General features: G+C 56.2%; 20 protein-coding genes, 2 tRNA genes and 1 riboswitch. Of the genes, 5 read left to right on the top strand and 17 right to left on the bottom strand.

The window, feature by feature from the left end; translation table 11 throughout:
* The first annotated feature begins 319 nt into the window (after positions 1-319).
* A complete protein-coding gene (locus F591_RS0124970) occupies positions 320-922 on the top strand; it encodes an SDR family NAD(P)-dependent oxidoreductase (protein WP_019537320.1) in 603 nt (200 codons plus the stop codon).
* Between the two features lie 112 nt (positions 923-1034).
* On the opposite strand, the gene F591_RS0124965 is transcribed toward F591_RS0124970, so the two are convergent.
* From F591_RS0124965 to F591_RS29055, 8 genes are all read right to left on the bottom strand, one after another.
* Positions 1035-1625, bottom strand: coding sequence for a low molecular weight protein arginine phosphatase (locus tag F591_RS0124965; protein WP_019537319.1), 591 nt, complete (start codon positions 1623-1625; stop codon positions 1035-1037).
* Between the two features lie 63 nt (positions 1626-1688).
* On the bottom strand, positions 1689-2279 hold the full coding sequence (locus tag F591_RS0124960; protein WP_051109264.1) for a manganese efflux pump MntP: 591 nt from the start codon (positions 2277-2279) through the stop codon (positions 1689-1691).
* 73 nt (positions 2280-2352) lie between these two features.
* Positions 2353-3456 (bottom strand): L-threonylcarbamoyladenylate synthase, encoded by a 1104-nt coding sequence (locus tag F591_RS0124955; protein ID WP_019537317.1) that lies wholly within the window; start codon positions 3454-3456, stop codon positions 2353-2355.
* 101 nt (positions 3457-3557) lie between these two features.
* Entirely contained in the window at positions 3558-4373 is an 816-nt protein-coding gene (spoIIR, locus tag F591_RS0124950; protein ID WP_019537316.1) for a stage II sporulation protein R, read from the bottom strand.
* 202 nt (positions 4374-4575) lie between these two features.
* Positions 4576-5649, bottom strand: coding sequence for a N5-glutamine methyltransferase family protein (locus F591_RS0124945; protein ID WP_019537315.1), 1074 nt, complete (start codon positions 5647-5649; stop codon positions 4576-4578).
* Complete coding sequence (gene prfA, locus F591_RS0124940; protein WP_019537314.1) at positions 5646-6722, bottom strand: peptide chain release factor 1; 1077 nt, start codon at positions 6720-6722, stop codon at positions 5646-5648. The genes F591_RS0124945 and prfA overlap by 4 nt, the downstream gene beginning before the upstream one ends.
* 27 nt (positions 6723-6749) lie before the next feature.
* The gene (ychF, locus tag F591_RS0124935; RefSeq protein ID WP_019537313.1) at positions 6750-7850 is read right to left on the bottom strand and encodes a redox-regulated ATPase YchF; all 1101 of its coding nucleotides are present in this window, start codon (positions 7848-7850) and stop codon (positions 6750-6752) included.
* Positions 7851-8081: 231 nt separating this feature from the next.
* Complete coding sequence (locus F591_RS29055) at positions 8082-8759, bottom strand: PilZ domain-containing protein (RefSeq protein WP_019537312.1); 678 nt, start codon at positions 8757-8759, stop codon at positions 8082-8084.
* A gap of 94 nt (positions 8760-8853) precedes the next feature.
* Positions 8854-8943: riboswitch (cyclic di-GMP riboswitch) on the bottom strand.
* Between the two features lie 426 nt (positions 8944-9369).
* Here F591_RS29055 and tadA point away from each other — a divergent pair.
* Both tadA and F591_RS0124920 read left to right on the top strand, forming a co-directional pair.
* Entirely contained in the window at positions 9370-9849 is a 480-nt protein-coding gene (gene tadA / locus F591_RS0124925) for a tRNA adenosine(34) deaminase TadA (RefSeq protein WP_019537311.1), read from the top strand.
* A 149-nt stretch (positions 9850-9998) separates the two neighbouring features.
* Positions 9999-10075: transfer RNA gene (locus F591_RS0124920), tRNA-Pro, on the top strand.
* Positions 10076-10363: 288 nt separating this feature from the next.
* Here the strand turns inward: F591_RS0124920 and F591_RS0124910 are convergent.
* Genes F591_RS0124910 through F591_RS0124900 form a run of 3 tightly spaced genes read right to left on the bottom strand, consistent with a single transcriptional unit; the run spans position 10364 to position 12614 of the window.
* Positions 10364-11542: a hypothetical protein gene (locus tag F591_RS0124910; protein WP_019537310.1), complete on the bottom strand. Its 1179-nt coding sequence runs from the start codon at positions 11540-11542 to the stop codon at positions 10364-10366.
* Positions 11539-12081: an anti-sigma factor family protein gene (locus F591_RS0124905; protein WP_019537309.1), complete on the bottom strand. Its 543-nt coding sequence runs from the start codon at positions 12079-12081 to the stop codon at positions 11539-11541. Before F591_RS0124905 ends, F591_RS0124910 begins: the two co-directional genes overlap by 4 nt.
* Positions 12078-12614, bottom strand: coding sequence for an RNA polymerase sigma factor (locus F591_RS0124900; RefSeq protein ID WP_019537308.1), 537 nt, complete (start codon positions 12612-12614; stop codon positions 12078-12080). The genes F591_RS0124905 and F591_RS0124900 overlap by 4 nt, the downstream gene beginning before the upstream one ends.
* A 185-nt stretch (positions 12615-12799) precedes the next feature.
* Between F591_RS0124900 and F591_RS0124895 the strand changes: the two genes are divergently transcribed.
* Both F591_RS0124895 and F591_RS0124890 read left to right on the top strand, forming a co-directional pair.
* A tRNA-Arg gene (locus F591_RS0124895) sits at positions 12800-12875 on the top strand.
* 105 nt (positions 12876-12980) lie between these two features.
* Positions 12981-13163, top strand: a complete 183-nt coding sequence (locus F591_RS0124890) for a hypothetical protein (RefSeq protein WP_019537307.1) — start codon at positions 12981-12983, stop codon at positions 13161-13163.
* Between the two features lie 57 nt (positions 13164-13220).
* Here the strand turns inward: F591_RS0124890 and map are convergent, their stop codons facing one another.
* The 6 genes from map to F591_RS0124860 all read right to left on the bottom strand — a co-directional run bounded on the left by map (position 13221) and on the right by F591_RS0124860 (position 16761).
* Positions 13221-13964, bottom strand: coding sequence for a type I methionyl aminopeptidase (map, locus tag F591_RS0124885; RefSeq protein WP_026326885.1), 744 nt, complete (start codon positions 13962-13964; stop codon positions 13221-13223).
* 166 nt (positions 13965-14130) lie between these two features.
* Positions 14131-14274 (bottom strand): small acid-soluble spore protein P, encoded by a 144-nt coding sequence (locus F591_RS29050; RefSeq protein WP_019537305.1) that lies wholly within the window; start codon positions 14272-14274, stop codon positions 14131-14133.
* Between the two features lie 29 nt (positions 14275-14303).
* Positions 14304-14486, bottom strand: coding sequence for a hypothetical protein (locus tag F591_RS0124875; RefSeq protein WP_019537304.1), 183 nt, complete (start codon positions 14484-14486; stop codon positions 14304-14306).
* Positions 14487-14501: 15 nt separating this feature from the next.
* Positions 14502-14852 carry a hypothetical protein gene (locus F591_RS0124870; RefSeq protein WP_019537303.1) on the bottom strand — a complete coding sequence of 117 codons (351 nt, stop codon included), beginning with the start codon at positions 14850-14852 and terminating at the stop codon, positions 14502-14504.
* Positions 14853-14944: 92 nt separating this feature from the next.
* Positions 14945-16405, bottom strand: coding sequence for a M56 family metallopeptidase (locus tag F591_RS0124865; protein WP_019537302.1), 1461 nt, complete (start codon positions 16403-16405; stop codon positions 14945-14947).
* Complete coding sequence (locus tag F591_RS0124860; RefSeq protein WP_026326884.1) at positions 16402-16761, bottom strand: BlaI/MecI/CopY family transcriptional regulator; 360 nt, start codon at positions 16759-16761, stop codon at positions 16402-16404. The genes F591_RS0124865 and F591_RS0124860 overlap by 4 nt, the downstream gene beginning before the upstream one ends.
* Between the last annotated feature and the right edge of the window lie 192 nt (positions 16762-16953).

Below are 16953 nucleotides of genomic sequence, written 5' to 3'. Positions count from 1 at the left end.
ATCATAAAATATATCAAATATATATGACAGAGGCTGTCGTAGTTGATGGCCTATACTGGACCATGAGTCTGGTGTCCGACAAACATGCCGTTGGCCGCAACGCAAGCAGAGAACTATGGCATGGACAGCTGTGCTGCGGACAAGGCTCATGAATGAACGATGACCATGACGACCGATGACGAAGGTCTCGCTCGTCATAGGCGTCTATCTTGAAAAATTGGACGGAACCCTCCGGCGAATTTTTCAACACCGAAGGTGACGACCGATGACGAAAGGAATCGCTCGTCATAGGCGTCTATTGAGAAAAGAGGGAGGTTGGATGTCCTTGGAACAAACCTCATCGGAAAAGCCGCTAAAGGGACGAATTGCCGTCGTCGCCGGCGCGACCCGGGGCGCGGGCCGCGGCATCGCCGTCATGCTCGGAGAGGCAGGCGCCACCGTCTATGTCACTGGACGGAGCACGAGATCCTTAAGGAGCGACATGGACCGTCCGGAGACGATCGAGGACACGGCCGAGCAGGTGACGGCCGCCGGCGGTCTGGGCATCCCCGTCAAAGTCGACCACACCGCAGCGGACGAAGTGCGCGCGCTGTTCGAGCGCATTCGCCGGGAGCAAAATGGCCGCCTCGATCTTCTCGTGAACGATGTCTGGGGCGGCGATCCGCTGACGCAGTGGGGCGCGAAGTTCTGGGAGCATTCGCTCGACGACGGACTGACGATGCAGCAGCGGGCGGTGCAGTCGCACCGGGCTGTCGCTGCGCTGGCCGCCGATCCGAACGTCGCAGCCATGTCCGGCCAGGCGCTCAGCACCTGGCAGCTTTACCGCGAATACGGCTTCACCGACGCGGACGGCAGCCAGCCGGATTGGGGCGCTTATTTCGAGAAGCATGTGCTCGGCGCGGCGCCGGAGGAGCAGGCGTAATCCTTTATACGCCGCTTGCCGGTCGCTGCCTGCGGCGACAAGCTCCGCTGCCAACAGGAACGGGCCGCCGGGAGAATCCCCCGGCGGCCCGCAGTCCGCTGCTTAAGCAGCGTCATTGCGATTCGCTGCCGAGCTTGTTCAGCAGCTTTGTCAAACATTGCTCGATCTCGTCGGCGCACTTTCGGTATTCCTCCAGCGAGCAGCCGAACGGATCGGCGATATCCGGATTCGGCAGCTCGCGTTCTAACGCCATTAGCCGCTGCTTCTCTTCATCCGTCACCGGCTGAGCCGTCGCCTGCTTCAAGTGAAGCTCGGAGACGAGCGACTCCAGCGCCGCGAGCTTCTCTGCCGACGCTTCGTCATCGCCTACATATTCCTTCAGCGTGAATACCTTATCTATCGATTCGGGAAAACGCTGGATCGCCTGGCGTTTATGGCCGGATGTCATCGTCAGCACCACGTCGGCCCATTCCATCAAGGAAGCCGTCAGCGCCTTCGAACCGTCCGGAACCTGGCATTGCTTGCGCTTCAACACCTCAGCCGCATTTTCCGATACGGGCAATCCGTCAATGGCCGCGACGCCGGCGGAACGGATGTCGAGCTTCCCGCCGAGCCCACGTTCTTCGGCCAGCCGGCGCAGCATGCTTTCCGCCATCGGGCTGCGGCAAGTATTCCCGGTGCATACGAACAAGATGCGTTTCATCGAATACCCCGCCTTTATCGTATGATGGTTTCGGTTCGCTTCTGCCCCTTATTGTACCGCAAATCAGATCAGAAAACGAATGCCGAACGCCAGCAAAATCACCCCGCCGAGCGCCTCCCCGTATTCGCCGATCCATCCGGCCACGCGGCTGCCGAGCAAGAGGCCGGTCATCGCCATCAAGCCCGCAACCGCCCCGAACGTAAGCACGGTTAACACCGGATCTCCGGAAAACATTCCAAGCGATATTCCGACCGAAAAGGAATCGATGCTCACGCTCAGCGCGTACATCGTCATTCCTCCGACGCTGCGGTGATCGAGAGACCTGTTCTCGCTTCCATTAAGCGAATGGTACACCATATGGGCCCCGAGCAAAATGAGCAAAATACCTCCGCCAACGGTCGCCACCTGTCCAAGCAGCTTGCCGACGTAACCGCCCATGAGCATGCCCGCTAGCGGCATCACGATATGAAAAAAAGCAATGATCAGGCTGATTGTCAAGATATCCCGCTTCCGGATTCCTTTCATGCCGATCCCCAGGCCCATAGACAGCGCGTCCAGGCCGAGAGCGACGGCCATCAGCACAACGGCGATAAACTGCCCCCATAACAGCTGCGACGCTACCCCAAGCCGTCTCCCCCCTGTCCCATTCCCCATCAACATATGCGGACAAGGGAGGAAACATGCTTGGGCCTGACCGATTTCGCGGACAACTCCCTTAAGGTTATAGCTATACGTCAATCAAGCGGTCGCCGGCGGCTTTGCTCAGCCGGTTCATGATCGCGGCGCCGATGCCGGCTTCGGGGCACGCTTCGGCCGCGATAAAGCCGACGCCGGCTTCGTCGAAAGCGCGCAGCGCGTCATACAGTCGCCGCGCGGCCTCATCCAGGTCGTCCAGCCTGCCGCAGGCGATGACGCAATCCGCGCGCCAGCCCGCCGCCTCGTGCTCGCCATAGGTGAGCACGCCGGTGCGCTCCCCTCGCGCGCGGGCTTCATCCAGCTCGCGCTGCATCCGCGCGAGCACCTGTTCCGGGGCGGTGCCTGGCCGCCCCCGAAAAAGCGTCATCGCGCCGCGCGGAGCGTAGTGCGCGTACTTCATGCCCGGCGCGCGGGGCGCCTCGCCGGGGTCCTGGTGCGCGGCCGCCTCGCGCACCGCCACGCCCGGCAGCGCACGCTCCAGCTGCGCCGCCGTAACGCCGCCGGGCCGCAAAATGTGCAGCACGCCCCCTCCCGCCGGCCTGCCGCCGGCGGCTGCTGCGGGGACGTACTGCACGACCGTCGACTCGACGCCGACCCCGGTCGGCCCTCCGTCGACGAGGCCGCCGATGCGGCCCGCAAGATCTTCCCACACGTGATCGGCCCGTGTGGGACTCGGTCGCCCCGAGCGATTCGCGCTCGGGGCGGCGACAGGGCAGCCTGCCGCGGCGATCAGCTCCAGCGCTACGGGATGGTCGGGGATGCGCACCCCGACCGTAGTCAGCCCGGCGGTGACCAGCGGCGACAGCACGCCCGGCCTTACCGGCAGCACCACCGTCAGCGGCCCCGGCCAGAATGCCTCCAGCAAACGCGAAACGGCCTCCTCCGGAGGGGTGGTCAGCTCCTCCAGCTGAGACCGGTCGGCGATATGTACGATCAGCGGGTTGTCCGACGGCCGTCCCTTCGCCTCGAAGATGCGGGCTACCGCCTCCGTATTTCGGGCGTCGGCCCCGAGTCCGTACACCGTCTCCGTCGGAAAAGCGACCGTAGCGCCATCCCTCAGCATGGCCGCAGCTTCATTCAAAGCAGCGTGGCGCACGCTTTCCGCGGCGCCGCTCACATTCCATCGTTGTGTCATCCCATTCGCGTCCTTTTTCAAGAGAATCAGTCAGCAGGATATCAGGCCAGCTATCTCATCCTAATCCGCGGGCATTAACATGATCGCTCTTCCTGTGCGAATTACGCGAAGAGGGAGCCGATTTTCTTAAACAAATCCCACAGAAAAAAGCGAATTTCCGGCTGCGGCGTCCGATGGGCCGAAGCCTCGCCCGCGGCGGCGTCCCCCGCCTGGGCCAGACCTTCGCGGCCGACTTCCGTCTGCTCATCGGCGCGATCCTGCTTGGCAGATGGCCGCTCCGTTTCTGCCCCGCCGCTGCTTCTGCCTCCTTCCGCCGAAGCGGCCTGCGAATCCGTTTCATCCCCGGCGGCGGCCGCATGCGCAGTGTTCGGCTTCTTCTTGGCGATCATCTCCGAATCGACGAAGCAGAGCGGCGGGAACAGCACGCACCACCAGTTTTGCCCTTTGCCGTCGCCAATCGTGACCCGCAGCGCCTCGTAATCGCCGGCCGGATACACCTGATTGCCGTACATTTTCGTAGGGAACGGGACCATGCCCAGCTCCACCTGATACGTATAATCGAAGCCGTATTCCTGCAGGGTGCGTCCAACAAGCGCTTCAAGCTCGGGCAGCCGTTCCCGAATGATCTCGCGGGCTTCCTCAATCCCTTTCGGCTCCGTCGCCCAGCCGTTCATTTCTGCAACGATTACATCGCGTATTTCCCTTTTGATCCATTGATCCTGGGGGGCATCGGAATGAGCCAGAATGCGCAGGCGAATGGACTCTTGCGGAATGATGTCGATAGCCCCTGCCGCCCTGTCCGAAGCTGCGTATACCCAAGCGTTGGAGCGGTTTGCTTCCCAGCAAGCCAGCAGCACCATGAAGGCGAATCCCAAATAAGCATACCGTTTCCAGTTCCATGCCTTGCGTCTGACCATCCGAATCGTCCCCTCTCGAACTCTATCAGTGCATCTGCTAGACAGTATGAACCGGTTCGGAAGGTTTTAAACGCGCAATCTATGAAATTTTCGGCCAGCGGTTGATAGGAATAGAAGCGAGCGGCGCCGCTTCTTCGCTTCGGCAACCGCTCGCCGCCTTGTCGCCAGCACTCCCTGCGGCTCCATAGCTCCCGCGGCAGGCCTAGTCCCGCCGGATAGCCAATACATGCCGCTGGATGCCAGCCAAATCAGGCACGATGCGGATCTCGTCCCACCGGCCGACTGCAGCCAGCAGCTCGCGAACGGCCGCCGCCTGCCCCTGGCCGACCTCGAGGCCGACTACGCGCGGCAGCGCGGGCAGCTCCTTTAGCTGCGACGTCAGCCGGCGGTACAGCTCCAGTCCGTCCGGACCGCCGAACAAGGCTGTCCGCGGCTCGAACAGCCTGACCTCCGGCTGCAGCCCTGCTTCATCCCCGTCGGGAATATACGGCGGGTTGGACAGCACCATATCGAGCCGGATGCCGCGCTGCACGAACGGCGTCAGCAAGTCGCCTTCGTAGAAGGTGATGCTTCGTCCCGCCTCGTAACACTCAGCATTACTTCGCGCTACCTGGAGCGCTTCCGCCGAGAGATCCGAGCCGTAAATGCGCCAATCCGGAGCATTCACGGCCAGCGTTACGGCAATCGCGCCGCTTCCGACGCCGATATCCGCTACCGCCGGACGGTACGCCGCCGCGATCGCCGCGCTCTCTCCCTCGCTGTCAGGGCGAAGCTTCTCCGAGCCGGAAGCAGCCGCCAGGCAGCGTGCTGCCGCGCTTGAGACTGCCTCCCCGCCGCTGCCCCGCTCAGACTCCTCCGGTTCTGCAGAGGGCTTCGCAGTTACCTCATGATCCTGGCCAGCACCGAGTCTCTCCGCCGGCCACAGCTCCCGCCCGAGCCTAAGCGCTTCTTCGACGAGCAGCTCGGTCTCCGGCCGGGGAATGAGCACCGCCGGCGTGACACGAAACGGCAGGCCGTAGAACTCCTGCACCCGGGTGATATACTGCACCGGTTCCCCGCTCGCTTTGCGCCGCAACAGCTCTTGCCAGGCGGCTTCCTGCGCCGCGGGGAACGGCTCCGGCCAGCGCAGCAGCAGCTCGCTGCGGCCGATGCCCAGAAGGTGCTCCAAGAGCAGCATGGCGCACGACTCCGGCTCCGCGACTCCCGCGCCCCGCAAAAAAGAAGAAGCCTCCTGGAAGGCTTCCCGAATCGATCGCTGCCGTTCCGCGGACGTCATGACGGCTGGCTTTCCTTTTCCAACTGCTCCGCCTGGGCTGCGATCGTCAGCGCAGTAATAATCTCGTCCATCTCCCCGTTCAGCACGGCGTCGAGCTTATGCAGCGTCAGCCCGATGCGGTGATCGGTCACCCGGCTCTGCGGGAAGTTGTACGTCCGGATCCGTTCGGAACGGTCTCCCGTACCGACCTTGCTTTTCCGTTCGGCGCCGTATTTCTCCATTTCCTCCTGCTGCATTTTATCGTATATCCGCGCCCGCAGCACCTGCAGAGCCTTTTCCTTGTTCGAGTTTTGCGATTTGCCGTCCTGGCAGGTGGCGACAATCCCGGTCGGAATATGCGTCACGCGTACCGCCGATTTCGTCGTATTGACGGACTGGCCGCCCGCTCCGCTCGAGCAGAACGTATCGACGCGGATATCTGCGTCATTGATCTCAATATCGATTTCTTCCATCTCCGGCATCACGCCGACAGTCGAAGTAGAGGTATGAATGCGGCCGCCCGACTCCGTCGCCGGAATGCGCTGAACGCGATGAGCGCCGCTCTCAAACTTCAATTTGCTGTAGGCGCCTTTGCCGTTGATCATAAATATGATCTCCTTAAACCCGCCCAAATCGTTCATGCTCACATCAAGCACTTCGGTGCGCCAGCCCTGCATATCCGCATATTTCGTATACATGCGGTACAGATCCGCGGCGAACAGCGCAGCCTCGTCGCCCCCGGCGGCGCCGCGAATCTCGACGATGACGTTCTTGTCGTCATTCGGGTCCTTCGGCAGCATGAGCACCTTCAGCCGCTCCTCGAGCTGCTGCTTGCGCTCGGACAGCTCCTCCAGCTCCAGCTTGACGAGCTCTTTCATCTCATCGTCCAGTTTCTCGGCCTGCATCGCCCGAGCCGCCTCGATCTGTTCGATGACGCTTTTGTATTCCGTATAAGCCTCGTACGTCTCCTGAAGGCTGGATTGCTCCTTAGAATATTCGCGCAGCTTCTTCGGGTCGTTCGCCACATCGGGATCGCACAGCAGTTCGCTCAGCTTCTCATAACGGTCGGCCAGCGATTGAAGTCGGTCCAGCACCTTGCTTCATCCTCCCAATGTCATAAATTACACATTAAACCGGAAATGCATGACGTCGCCGTCCTGCACGACATAGTCTTTGCCTTCCAAGCGCAGCTGTCCTCTTTCCTTAGCCGCATTCATCGATCCGGCGTTCACCAGATCATCGTAAGAGACGACCTCGGCGCGAATAAACCCGCGCTCGAAATCGGTATGGATGACGCCGGCCGCCTGCGGCGCCTTCGTCCCTCTGCGGATCGTCCAGGCCCGTACCTCCTGCACGCCCGCCGTAAAATACGTATATAACCCGAGCAGCTTGTAGGCCGCGCGAATCAGGCGGTTGAGGCCTGATTCCTGCAGGCCGAGCTCCTCCAGGAACATCTGCTTGTCTTCGCCTTCCAGCTCCGCGATCTCCGATTCGACACGGGCGCTGATCGGCACGACCTCGGCGCCTTCCTGCGCCGCGTATTCGCGAACCGTCTGCACAAACGGATTCTCGTCTGCGTTCGCCGCCTCGGCCTCGCTCACATTGGCAGCGTACAGTACAGGCTTCATCGTCAGCAAATGCAGGTCGCGCACCAGCAGCTTCTCTTCGTCGCTTAAGTCCACGCTGCGGGCCGGCTTGTCGTTGTACAGCGCCTCCTTGATGCGCTCCAGCACCTCGACCTCCTGCGCATATTTCTTGTCGCCGCTCTTCATATTTTTGCGCGAACGTTCAATCCGTCTATCCACCGAATCGACATCGGCCAAGATCAGCTCCAGATTAATCGTCTCGATATCGCTGATCGGATCGACCTTGCCCGAAACGTGCGTGATGTTCTCGTCTTGAAAACAGCGCACGACGTGCACGATCGCGTCCACCTCGCGGATATGCGCCAAAAACTTGTTGCCGAGCCCCTCGCCCTTGCTGGCCCCCTTCACGAGCCCGGCAATGTCGACGAACTCGAACGCCGTCGGCACAATCCGGTTCGGAACGACAATTTCCGCCAGTTTGGAGAGCCGCTCGTCCGGCACTTCCACGACGCCGACGTTCGGGTCGATCGTACAGAACGGATAGTTCGCCGATTCCGCCCCCGCCTGCGTGATTGCATTGAACAACGTGGACTTGCCTACGTTAGGCAGCCCTACAATACCAGCTTTCAAAGCCATTGCAAAGGACAACTCCTTAGAAAGTCAATTCAAATATTCTAAATTATAATTATATAATATTTCATGTCGGTTTGTCATCTTTGCGCGATCACTCAGTTAAAATGTTACTTAAGCGGTATCGGATCAATCCCATCGAAATGTCAGCCCGCCGCCTCCACTCCAAAGGCTCGGTGCTTTATCTCCATAGAAATAATAAGGAAGAACCATTTAAGGTTCTTCCTTATATTGCTCCTAACGCCTAAAATACTCCTCGACCTGCCTCCGAAAGACGAACGCGCGCAAAGTGTTGGCTTTCTCGACCGGCAGATCCACATATTTGGCGCCGTAATATGCCCCTTCCGTCGCCGGCTGCCTGCGCACAATCTTTAGCTGGCACGGAAGACGCATGTCCAGCTCCAGTTCGGCATAGACAAGCATATCCGCGCCTAATGCATGCTCTTCCTTTACCATAAAACCGACGCCGCCTACGCTGACGTCGAAGACCTGCAGCTTTATAGGCTCGCTCAGCGAACGCCAGCCGCCGTCAAACGGCTGGAACATCCTGCAGATCGTCCCTCGCAGATTCGCCTTGACTCGCGGGTATTCCCTTCTTTCGGAAACGGGCTTCCGGCCCTTCGAAAGCTTCATGCACATAATGGCTCTCCGGTCTTTGGCAATCACCCTCGACTCGAACACCCGATCTCCCGCCTGCGAATGAATGGTCAGCTTCACAATATCCCCTACGTCGAATTGTCTGCACTCCGACGTCTCCACTTCCACCATGTTCCCTTCGGCATATGACAATATTCCGGTAAAGGCAATTCCTTCCTTCTCCAGCACCGTTCGGCAATGCAGCAATTCTTCCGCGCCTTCGTTGCGGTACTTGCTTGCGAATTCATGATTGGGCGCGACAGCAGGCTTCGGTGACACACAAATCCCGCCCTTCCCCAAATAAATATAATGCCCGCTTAAACCATTGGGAAACAGACCGGCTGCGCCGAAAACAAATCCACTCTATGCGATATTCGGCGGCCAGGCTGCCATAGTTCGTCCTACGAACCTTAGACCCTCAGCTTTGCGTCCTTGCCTTTCGACAAGTTTGCCCTTAACGAATGACTCAAATCTCAAATTCATCAAATTATGCCACAAAAAACTAGTAAAATTAACCTACTATTAATTAATATTAATTTAATTATACTTTGGAATGGTCGGAGCGGCAATGGCTCCGGTCGATTTTCTTATCGTTACAAAAAGTTTAACTTGGCTAAAGGATTAAAGCGAAGGGCGACTTTCTGTACCAAGAAAAAATACCGCTTAATCCGCGGTCGTTCTTCTTTGAATGGACGTCGATAGACGTTTTTCTTATCGTATTCATTACCTGTCGGACGCGCGCGGCCCGCCTATTTGCGAAAAACCGATTCTTTAACTAAAATGAAATGCGTGGACATTTATCCACAACATTATCCACAGCATGTTAACAACGAATGTTTGTTCGAATGGATATCCACAAAAGCGAATGGCATAGAATCGGAGGAACGATGTGAACGGGCACGAAGCATGGGAACAGCATATCCCCTATATGAGAGCGGCGATCGAGGAGGCCCGCAAGGCGGAGGCAATTCGGGAAGTGCCGATTGGGGCTGTCATCGTGAAGGATGGCGAAATTATCGGCCGCGGCCACAATTTGCGCGAGACGACCCGCGATCCGCTGGCTCATGCGGAGCTTTTGGCGATCCGGCAGGCCAGCGAATATTTGGATGCCTGGAGGCTGCTCGACTGCCGCCTGTACGTAACCTTGGAGCCATGCCCCATGTGCGCGGGAGCCATTGTTCAATCGCGCATCGTCCAGGTTGTCTACGGAACGGCGGACCCGAAGGCCGGCTGCTCCGGAACGCTGATGAATTTGCTGCAGGAGGAGCGGTTCAACCATCGCGTCGATGTTGTCAGCGGCGTGCTGCAGGAAGAGTGCAGCTCCATGCTGACGCAATTTTTTCGCCGCCTGCGCGGCAAGGAGCGATAAGCTTACGTCTGCGAAGGTTGGGGCGACGCCGGTGACGCCCCAAGCCATTTGCGTACATGATATTTTTTTCGAAATCCCTCTTTACTTTTGCTTCGGATCGTGATAATATTAAGAAGCTGCATTCGTTAAGAATGTTTTAAGCGAAGTTTCGAGACGTGGCTCAGCTTGGTAGAGCGCTTGGTTCGGGACCAAGAGGTCGCAGGTTCAAATCCTGTCGTCTCGACCATTATTACGACAATGAGAAGGCCGTCCTGAATGGGACGGTCTTTTTTGAACGTTACAGAAAGTTTAACTTTGCTAAAGCGATAAAACGAAGGGCGACTTTCTGTACCAAGCAAAAACGACCGCCAAACCGCGGCCGCTCATCCTTGCAAGAACATCGATAAACGTGTTTCTTATATATTTACATAGAAGAACCGGTCTTTCGCCGGTCCGGTTGACGCCCCGCTTCGCCTTGGCCTGTACGGCTTGCGAAAGGGGCGTCTTTTGGCAGGCAGCATCCGTACCGGAGCCGTCAGCGTCCGTTCGGCCGGTCTGTCCGACCCGGCGCATGCTTGTCGTCGAATCTCCTGCGCTTCCCGAAGCTTCCGCTGATCAAGCGAAGACCGCTGCCGATCAGCAGTACGGACAAAACAAAGGGCTGGAAATACCTGTCGAATCGATAGATGATTTTGTGTTTCGGAAACCAATCATTCAGAATATCCAACAACAGCTGATCGAACAAGTAATATGCCCCCAGGACAAGCAGCCCGTAGCCAACCCAGCGCTGCTGATTGGTCAGCCAATGGACGACAGGCTCGTCCGCGAGCGGCTCTCGTCCGTATTTGGCAATGTACTTCAAAGCGTCAAAGAAGCTGTAAAACCATAAGATCGGGATCAGAAACAAAAACAGCGACAATCGCATCTGATCCATGATGAATATGCTGAACAGAAACAAAGCCATTAGCTGAAGGCCCCGCTTTTGCAGACCCAAATACATATGTCCGGCGCCCGGGAACATGGCCAGCATCGAGGCGATCGGTTTATTTTTATGCTCCAGACTGCGGCTTTCCTGAAAATCCTCGCATACGGTCCGGTCAACCAGCGGCTCGCCCCGCTCCTTGCGGCTAAGCTGCTGAGAGCAGTCAAACAGATTGTAAATCCAGATTACAGGCAAAATGCCCATGAACACCAGGAATTCATCGCGACGGGTCAGCATGGCGACGAAAAATACCATCAAGGCCAGGCCGACAAAGGAAATGATGAAGCCGAGACCGCGCTGCATGAGGCCGAGCCGGAAGTGACCCAGGCCCGGAATCAAGGAGAGCAGCATGATCGCGGAACGGTCCGAAGCTTCGTTTCCTTGCCAGCCGGTTGGCGCCCCCCCTGCTGCACTGCTGTGCGGCGGATACCCGTCATTCGCAGGCCCGTAGGCCGAATTGTCATAAACGGAAGGGTTGTATGGCCTGCGGTACAGCAAAGTATAGGCTGTATCGATCATATTGACGAACCAGATCAGCAAGCCGAGCACGAACAGCATCAGCGCAAATTTGTGGTCGTGAATTTCCAGGACAACGAAAAAGAACAGCAATACTGTTCCGAAGAACGAGCCTCCATACAGGAGTCCTTTCCAGGCTTTGTTCAAATACAAATGGCTTAGTCCCGGTATAAACCCGAGCAGGAATACAATCATCGGACTTTTATGGGGATTCATCGGTTACCTCCTCTGTCGCGCTTCGGCTGAATCGAATCCAGCACCGCGCTTGTTTTCTCCATGAGCGTATCGGACATCGGTTTTACTCCTTCCGCCACGGCCTCGCGTCTCGATTTCTCCCAATGACCCATCGTATCGGCAACCGATTCGAACAAGCCCGCGCTCATCAAAATCATCGTAATCACTGCGGCTAATCCGTAATGGAAGAGAGGGTGCCGATATAGGCGGGTTCGCCGCGAAAGGCGTTCCGTGCTGCGAAGTGCCGCTGCGGGGCCGGGACGGACGTTTGCAGGGGGTACAACTGCTTCTGTCGATGCATTACGGTCAGATATGGCATCAAACTGTTCCATCAGCCTGTCGACAAAATGACTTTCGTCAGGCAATTCGGGAAGCGACGGGACGCATCGCTCCATGGCTTCGATATATAACGCAAGGCAAGCTTCGCAACGCTCCAGATGCGCTTCCCAGACATCCCGGTCTTCTGGGCTTAATTCTCCGCGTATATAGCTGATCCAATCTTCGATGCCAGGATGGTTCATTCCCTCTCTTCCTCCTTCCAATGCTTTTTCATGTACTTTTTGGCCCGGTACAGCTTCGATTCCACCGTCTTAAGGGCCAGATTCTGTTCTTCGGCAATTTGCTGGTAGCTCTTCTCCTCGATATAAAAGGCGAAGACAACGTCCCGGTAGCTGTCCGGAAGCTCGCGTATTTTTCGGCGAATCAGTTCCCTTTCCTGCCGTTTAAGCACAATCTCCTCCACCGGATTGACGGAACGAGCCACTGGCAAATGCTGTTCCCACTCATCGGTCAGCGCCTCCCGTTTGCGGTCATGAGATCGCTTGTAGTCAATCGCCTTGTTGACAGCTATGCGCGTAATCCAAGTTTTGAACCCTTGCCCGCGGTACTGGGGGAGAGATGAATAAATTTTCATCATCGTTTCCTGGGTAACATCCTCCGCATCCTTCACTGAACGCAGCACGGAATAAGCCACCTGGAATAAATACTGCGAGTAGGTATCGGCGAATTCGCGAAACGCATTGGCGTCTCCTCCTTCCAACCTGGCAATCCACATTTCCTCCGAAATCGTTCTCCCCCTCCTTCCCACATCTTATTGACGTTAGAAGCGTTAAAAAATACTGCGCTAGCCCAAATTTTTTCTGAAAACGGTCACCAAACAGGAGAATTGCCCTCGCCGATCGCTCACAGGAACTTCCCCTTTTCTCTCAACGCGTTATATGTTATAATTGAATTTGATGCGTCCCCGTAGCTCAACGGGATAGAGCAGTCCTCTCCTAAAGGACAGATAGGGGTTCGAGTCCTCTCGGGGACGCCATACTTAACGAAACGTAAAGACCGTCTGCTTCGTTTGAAGCGACGGTCATTTTGTTGTTCATCATTTTCGGGCGATTCATCCACACTACTATAGAGGTGATCGCATATGGCATCCAACACGGCACCTGGCGGCAAAGCCGCAGACACGGACGCTCTGGAGGACATTTACATCTACAACAACGAAGGTATTCATGACGTCAAATCCGATTCGACAGGGGAAATCGGCGCACCCGCTCCGTCTCGACACGCCGTATCCGAGGATCGGCCGGAGACAGACGCCAGCACCTGAAAATGTTCGACACCGCAAGGGACGGCCTGCGACGAACGATTCGTCCGTCATCGCCATTTAAACGGTCAAAATAAGCGGCCCCGTCTTCGTGATAGCGACGGTATGCTCGAACTGGGCGGACAGGCTGCCATCCATCGTTCGCATCGTCCAGCCGTCTATTTCAAGAAATGTCTCCGCTCCTCCTTCATTGATGATCGGCTCAATGGTGATGACCATTCCTTCCTGAAGGAGGAAGCCTTCCCCCCGTTTGCCCAAATGCGGGAAGAGCGGTTCTTCGTGCAATGTTCGGCCGATTCCATGTCCCACCAGCTCCCGTACGACGGAATAGCCGGCATTCTCCGCGTGCCGCTGAACTTCGTGCATCACGTCGCCGATTCGGCGTCCTGGCCTTAATTGGCGTATTCCGATGTCCATGCATTCCCGGGCAATCCGAACGAGGCGGGAAGCTCTGGCGGACAAGCTTCCGACCGGATACGTTCGGGTCATATCGGCCAGCCAGCCGCGATAGCGGCAAACGATATCGATCTTGACGATATCTCCGCTCTTTAACGGCTTCCTGTCCGGAAAACCGTGCGCAATGACGTCGTTGACGGAAGCGCATATAGCATAAGGAAAGCCCTTGTAGCCTTTAAGCACCTGCCTGGCTCCGTGCTGCTTTAGGAATTTTTCCGTAAAATCGTTCAGCTCCATCGTCGTCATGCCCGGCCGGATCAGGCCTTCGATCGCATCGTGGCATCGCGCCAGGATACGCCCCGCTTTTCGCATCCGCTCAATTTCTTCCGGCGTCTTGATGTGTACCATCGGATATCCCCATTCCGCATACAGAATAATAACCATGATACGCATGCCGCCAAAAAAGTTTCATGGATGGATAATAGGCAGATGGTCTGCCTAGGAGCTTTTTCAAAACCGGCACCAACAAAGGCCGCCCTCCGCCGTTGCGGCTTGTGAGCGGCCCTTGCGAGCATTAGCCTTCCCCGTTGTTATGCCTGGAGTGATTTTGGTTTTTGACTTTTTTGGAGCCGGACAACGGCTCGTTAGGCTGACGGTGCTCTTCCCGGTTTTGCCGTCCGGATGGAGGGTTAACCGGCTGCGGAATATCCTTCGGCATCCTAGACACCTCTTCTCTTGTTTGATCGATTATTCTTTGTCGCTTAAGACAGACATATCTTCCGTGTTATCGTGGTTCAAAGCGTCCTGATGGCGGTGATCGTTTCTTTGCTGCTGCACTTGCTGAGCCTGGTGACGGTTAACCGGCCGCTGCTCCAGCTGTTCGACGACATTCATCAAGTTTTTATCTACGCCGCTCTTGTTCTTGGTCATAGTATGGCTCCTTCCTCAGCTCCCGCTGGTGACTGCATGCAGCTGCTGTGCGCATTCATGAATATGGCGGACATAATCGTCCACAAGCGTCTGAATGGTCGCGGTTCTTTCGTCAACGCTTTGCCCTTCCCGCTCCACATCGACCAGCTCGACCTTTACTTCCCGGGAATCGGCATAAGTGCATTTGAAGTCAAAGCTGTAGTCGCTGTGACCTGCCGTACGGATATGCACACGGAGAGCATGCTCATCCGCTTCATCTGGTCTAACGTCGGCCCGGTCGGATGCGTTCAGCACGGTAGGCAGTGTTCTTGCCCATGCCTTCGCCAACTGCTCCGAGCCGATCTGCGGCTTATCGGCTTTGCTCATCGTTTAACACCTCCATAAGGTTAACTTCGCCCAAGCATGGGGTGTCTATGCCGTTGCCAGGAATGCAAATTACGGCATGAAAAAACGGCCACCTACATGGCCGTTTCATGGAATGACATACGCTCCAAACGATCGATCAGTTGCCGTAAGCTTGCTTCGTCTGCGGCATATTGCCGGACATCCTGTCCAAGCAGCTGGTCCGCCTGCTGCCTTGTGAACGTAAAGCTATACTCTGTGCCGTCATCATAACCCGTCTCATCAACAATCGAATAGGTGATCGAACCGACATTATCAATCAGGCTTAAGAGCACAATCGCGTTGCGGTAAAAGGTTTCGCCGTTAATAGCCCCTTCTTTCATCAAACCGGCGGAATCCTTCATGGCATAATAGACGGTCACCCCATAAGGCTGCTCTGTCGTTTGAAGAGCCATCCCTTTGCCTTCCAAGCCTGCTAACTTCGGTGTCGCGCTGATGAGCCCGCCGACTTTGACATGGTTGCCTACATACAGCGTTTTATGTTCCAGCAGCTTATCCAGCTGATATCCATGATAGGAAGGCTGCGGGGAAAGAGGCGAAGACGGCGGCAAAGGCTCAGGGTTCGCCACGCACCCTGCGACAAGAGCGGCGATAACGATGATCGCGCAGGCGGTCATCCGTGAAGTGGGCTTCCGGTAAGATAGCACATTGCGTATTCTCGCCTTTATATCGCTTTCTCCAAAAGCAAGCGGGCTGCCTGCCGAAAACCCGCTCCGTTTCAGGGAAAGGGAGAGCAGAGCGTTGGAGTAGCTTCTTTTCTTCTGGGTGCCCATTTGATCAATAACGCTTTCGTCACAGGACATTTCCATATCCTTGCTCATCAGCGAATAAGCCAGCCACATGAGCGGATTGAACCAATGCAAAATAACGAGCAAAAACGCAAACGGCTTGATCAAATAATCCCTTCTTGCGATATGCGTCCGCTCATGCAGCAAAATGCATAGCTGCTGCTCCTCGCTCAAACCGGTCGGAACGTATATTTTCGGCTTGATCCAACCGTAAACAACCGGGGTAGATATTTGATCCGTCTCAAAAATGTTTTCCCTGACTAGAGTCGCCGTTCGGACTTTAGCCGCAAATTTCATATACGAAATGACGCTGTACAGCAATAGGGCGGCAGCTCCCGCGATCCACACAAAACTCGCAGCCCCCAGGATGAATGTCCATGGATTGACGCTTGATGCCCAGGAACTAGCCGAAAGAGACGAATGGACCAACTGGCCGATCTCGCGGATTCCGTCCGTCACCAAATGATTGTTGACAAAAACCATATCCTGCGAAACATATTGGATGTAGCCCGTACCCGCATCATACGAAGGCTGAACTAAGCGCAACAGACTCCAGCTTGCAGTGAAGCTGACGGGCAGAACCAATCGAATCGCTACAGCTGACCATAAGATATAAGAGAATATTTTAGGGGCGCGTCTCAACAAAAGCCATCTTGCTAGCATGACCGCCAACGCCACATAGCTTGCAGTGATGCTCGTATTCACAATAAACAAAAACAGGCCCGTCATCGAGTGGCCTCCTCAATAATCCTCTTCAATTCCTCAGCCTCCTGCTCAGTCAGCTTCTTCCCCCCGAGAAAAGCGGTTAAAAATTGCGGCAAAGACCCGTTGAAGGTTTTCTCAACAACGGTCTGGCTCTCGTATTTCTGCGCATCAGCTTTCTTAACGATGGCCGTTACCGTCGCATTCTCGTTCCTGAGAATCCCCCGCTCGCACAGCTTTCTTAACACGGTATAGGTTGTCGACTTCTTCCAGCCCAACTTCGCCTGGCTAAGCTTGACAAGCTCTGTTGATTTCATCGGCTCGTTATCCCAAACCAGACAGGCAAATTTGTATTCGGCATCATACAATTTGTAAGCTTCCAATTTTCGCATGGCCTCCCCACCAGGTTTATTTCAATAAACCTTTTAGGGTAAGTCTATCCCAATAAACCTTATGTGTCAAGAAAATTGGGTGGGATGCGGCCACTTTCGTTTGGCCGACTGCGAAGTTTCCCTACCGAAGCTTATGCTCCGACGAACCCTTGGGTTCTCATCCCGCCTAGCCTGTTTCCGCAT

The sequence above is a fragment of the Paenibacillus ginsengihumi DSM 21568 genome, assembly GCF_000380965.1.
GTDB lineage: Bacteria > Bacillota > Bacilli > Paenibacillales > NBRC-103111 > Paenibacillus_G > Paenibacillus_G ginsengihumi.
This window is presented reverse-complemented; position numbering and strand designations above follow the sequence as displayed.

Excerpts from the sequence above, each read along its gene's own strand:
- F591_RS0124965 (WP_019537319.1), bottom strand. The coding sequence starts at position 1,625 with ATGAAACGCATCTTGTTCGTATGCACCGGGAATACTTGCCGCAGCCCG.
- F591_RS0124870 (WP_019537303.1), bottom strand. The coding sequence starts at position 14,852 with ATGAGCAAAGCCGATAAGCCGCAGATCGGCTCGGAGCAGTTGGCGAAG.
- F591_RS0124900 (WP_019537308.1), bottom strand. The coding sequence starts at position 12,614 with ATGTGGATTGCCAGGTTGGAAGGAGGAGACGCCAATGCGTTTCGCGAA.
- F591_RS0124960 (WP_051109264.1), bottom strand. The coding sequence starts at position 2,279 with ATGGGGAATGGGACAGGGGGGAGACGGCTTGGGGTAGCGTCGCAGCTG.
- map (WP_026326885.1), bottom strand. The coding sequence starts at position 13,964 with ATGGTACACATCAAGACGCCGGAAGAAATTGAGCGGATGCGAAAAGCG.
- spoIIR (WP_019537316.1), bottom strand. The coding sequence starts at position 4,373 with ATGGTCAGACGCAAGGCATGGAACTGGAAACGGTATGCTTATTTGGGA.
- F591_RS0124910 (WP_019537310.1), bottom strand. The coding sequence starts at position 11,542 with ATGAATCCCCATAAAAGTCCGATGATTGTATTCCTGCTCGGGTTTATA.
- F591_RS0124970 (WP_019537320.1), top strand. The coding sequence starts at position 320 with ATGTCCTTGGAACAAACCTCATCGGAAAAGCCGCTAAAGGGACGAATT.
- F591_RS0124955 (WP_019537317.1), bottom strand. The coding sequence starts at position 3,456 with ATGACACAACGATGGAATGTGAGCGGCGCCGCGGAAAGCGTGCGCCAC.
- ychF (WP_019537313.1), bottom strand. The coding sequence starts at position 7,850 with ATGGCTTTGAAAGCTGGTATTGTAGGGCTGCCTAACGTAGGCAAGTCC.
- F591_RS0124865 (WP_019537302.1), bottom strand. The coding sequence starts at position 16,405 with ATGACGGGCCTGTTTTTGTTTATTGTGAATACGAGCATCACTGCAAGC.
- F591_RS0124945 (WP_019537315.1), bottom strand. The coding sequence starts at position 5,649 with ATGACGTCCGCGGAACGGCAGCGATCGATTCGGGAAGCCTTCCAGGAG.
- F591_RS29050 (WP_019537305.1), bottom strand. The coding sequence starts at position 14,274 with ATGCCGAAGGATATTCCGCAGCCGGTTAACCCTCCATCCGGACGGCAA.
- F591_RS0124905 (WP_019537309.1), bottom strand. The coding sequence starts at position 12,081 with ATGAACCATCCTGGCATCGAAGATTGGATCAGCTATATACGCGGAGAA.
- F591_RS0124890 (WP_019537307.1), top strand. The coding sequence starts at position 12,981 with ATGGCATCCAACACGGCACCTGGCGGCAAAGCCGCAGACACGGACGCT.
- F591_RS0124875 (WP_019537304.1), bottom strand. The coding sequence starts at position 14,486 with ATGACCAAGAACAAGAGCGGCGTAGATAAAAACTTGATGAATGTCGTC.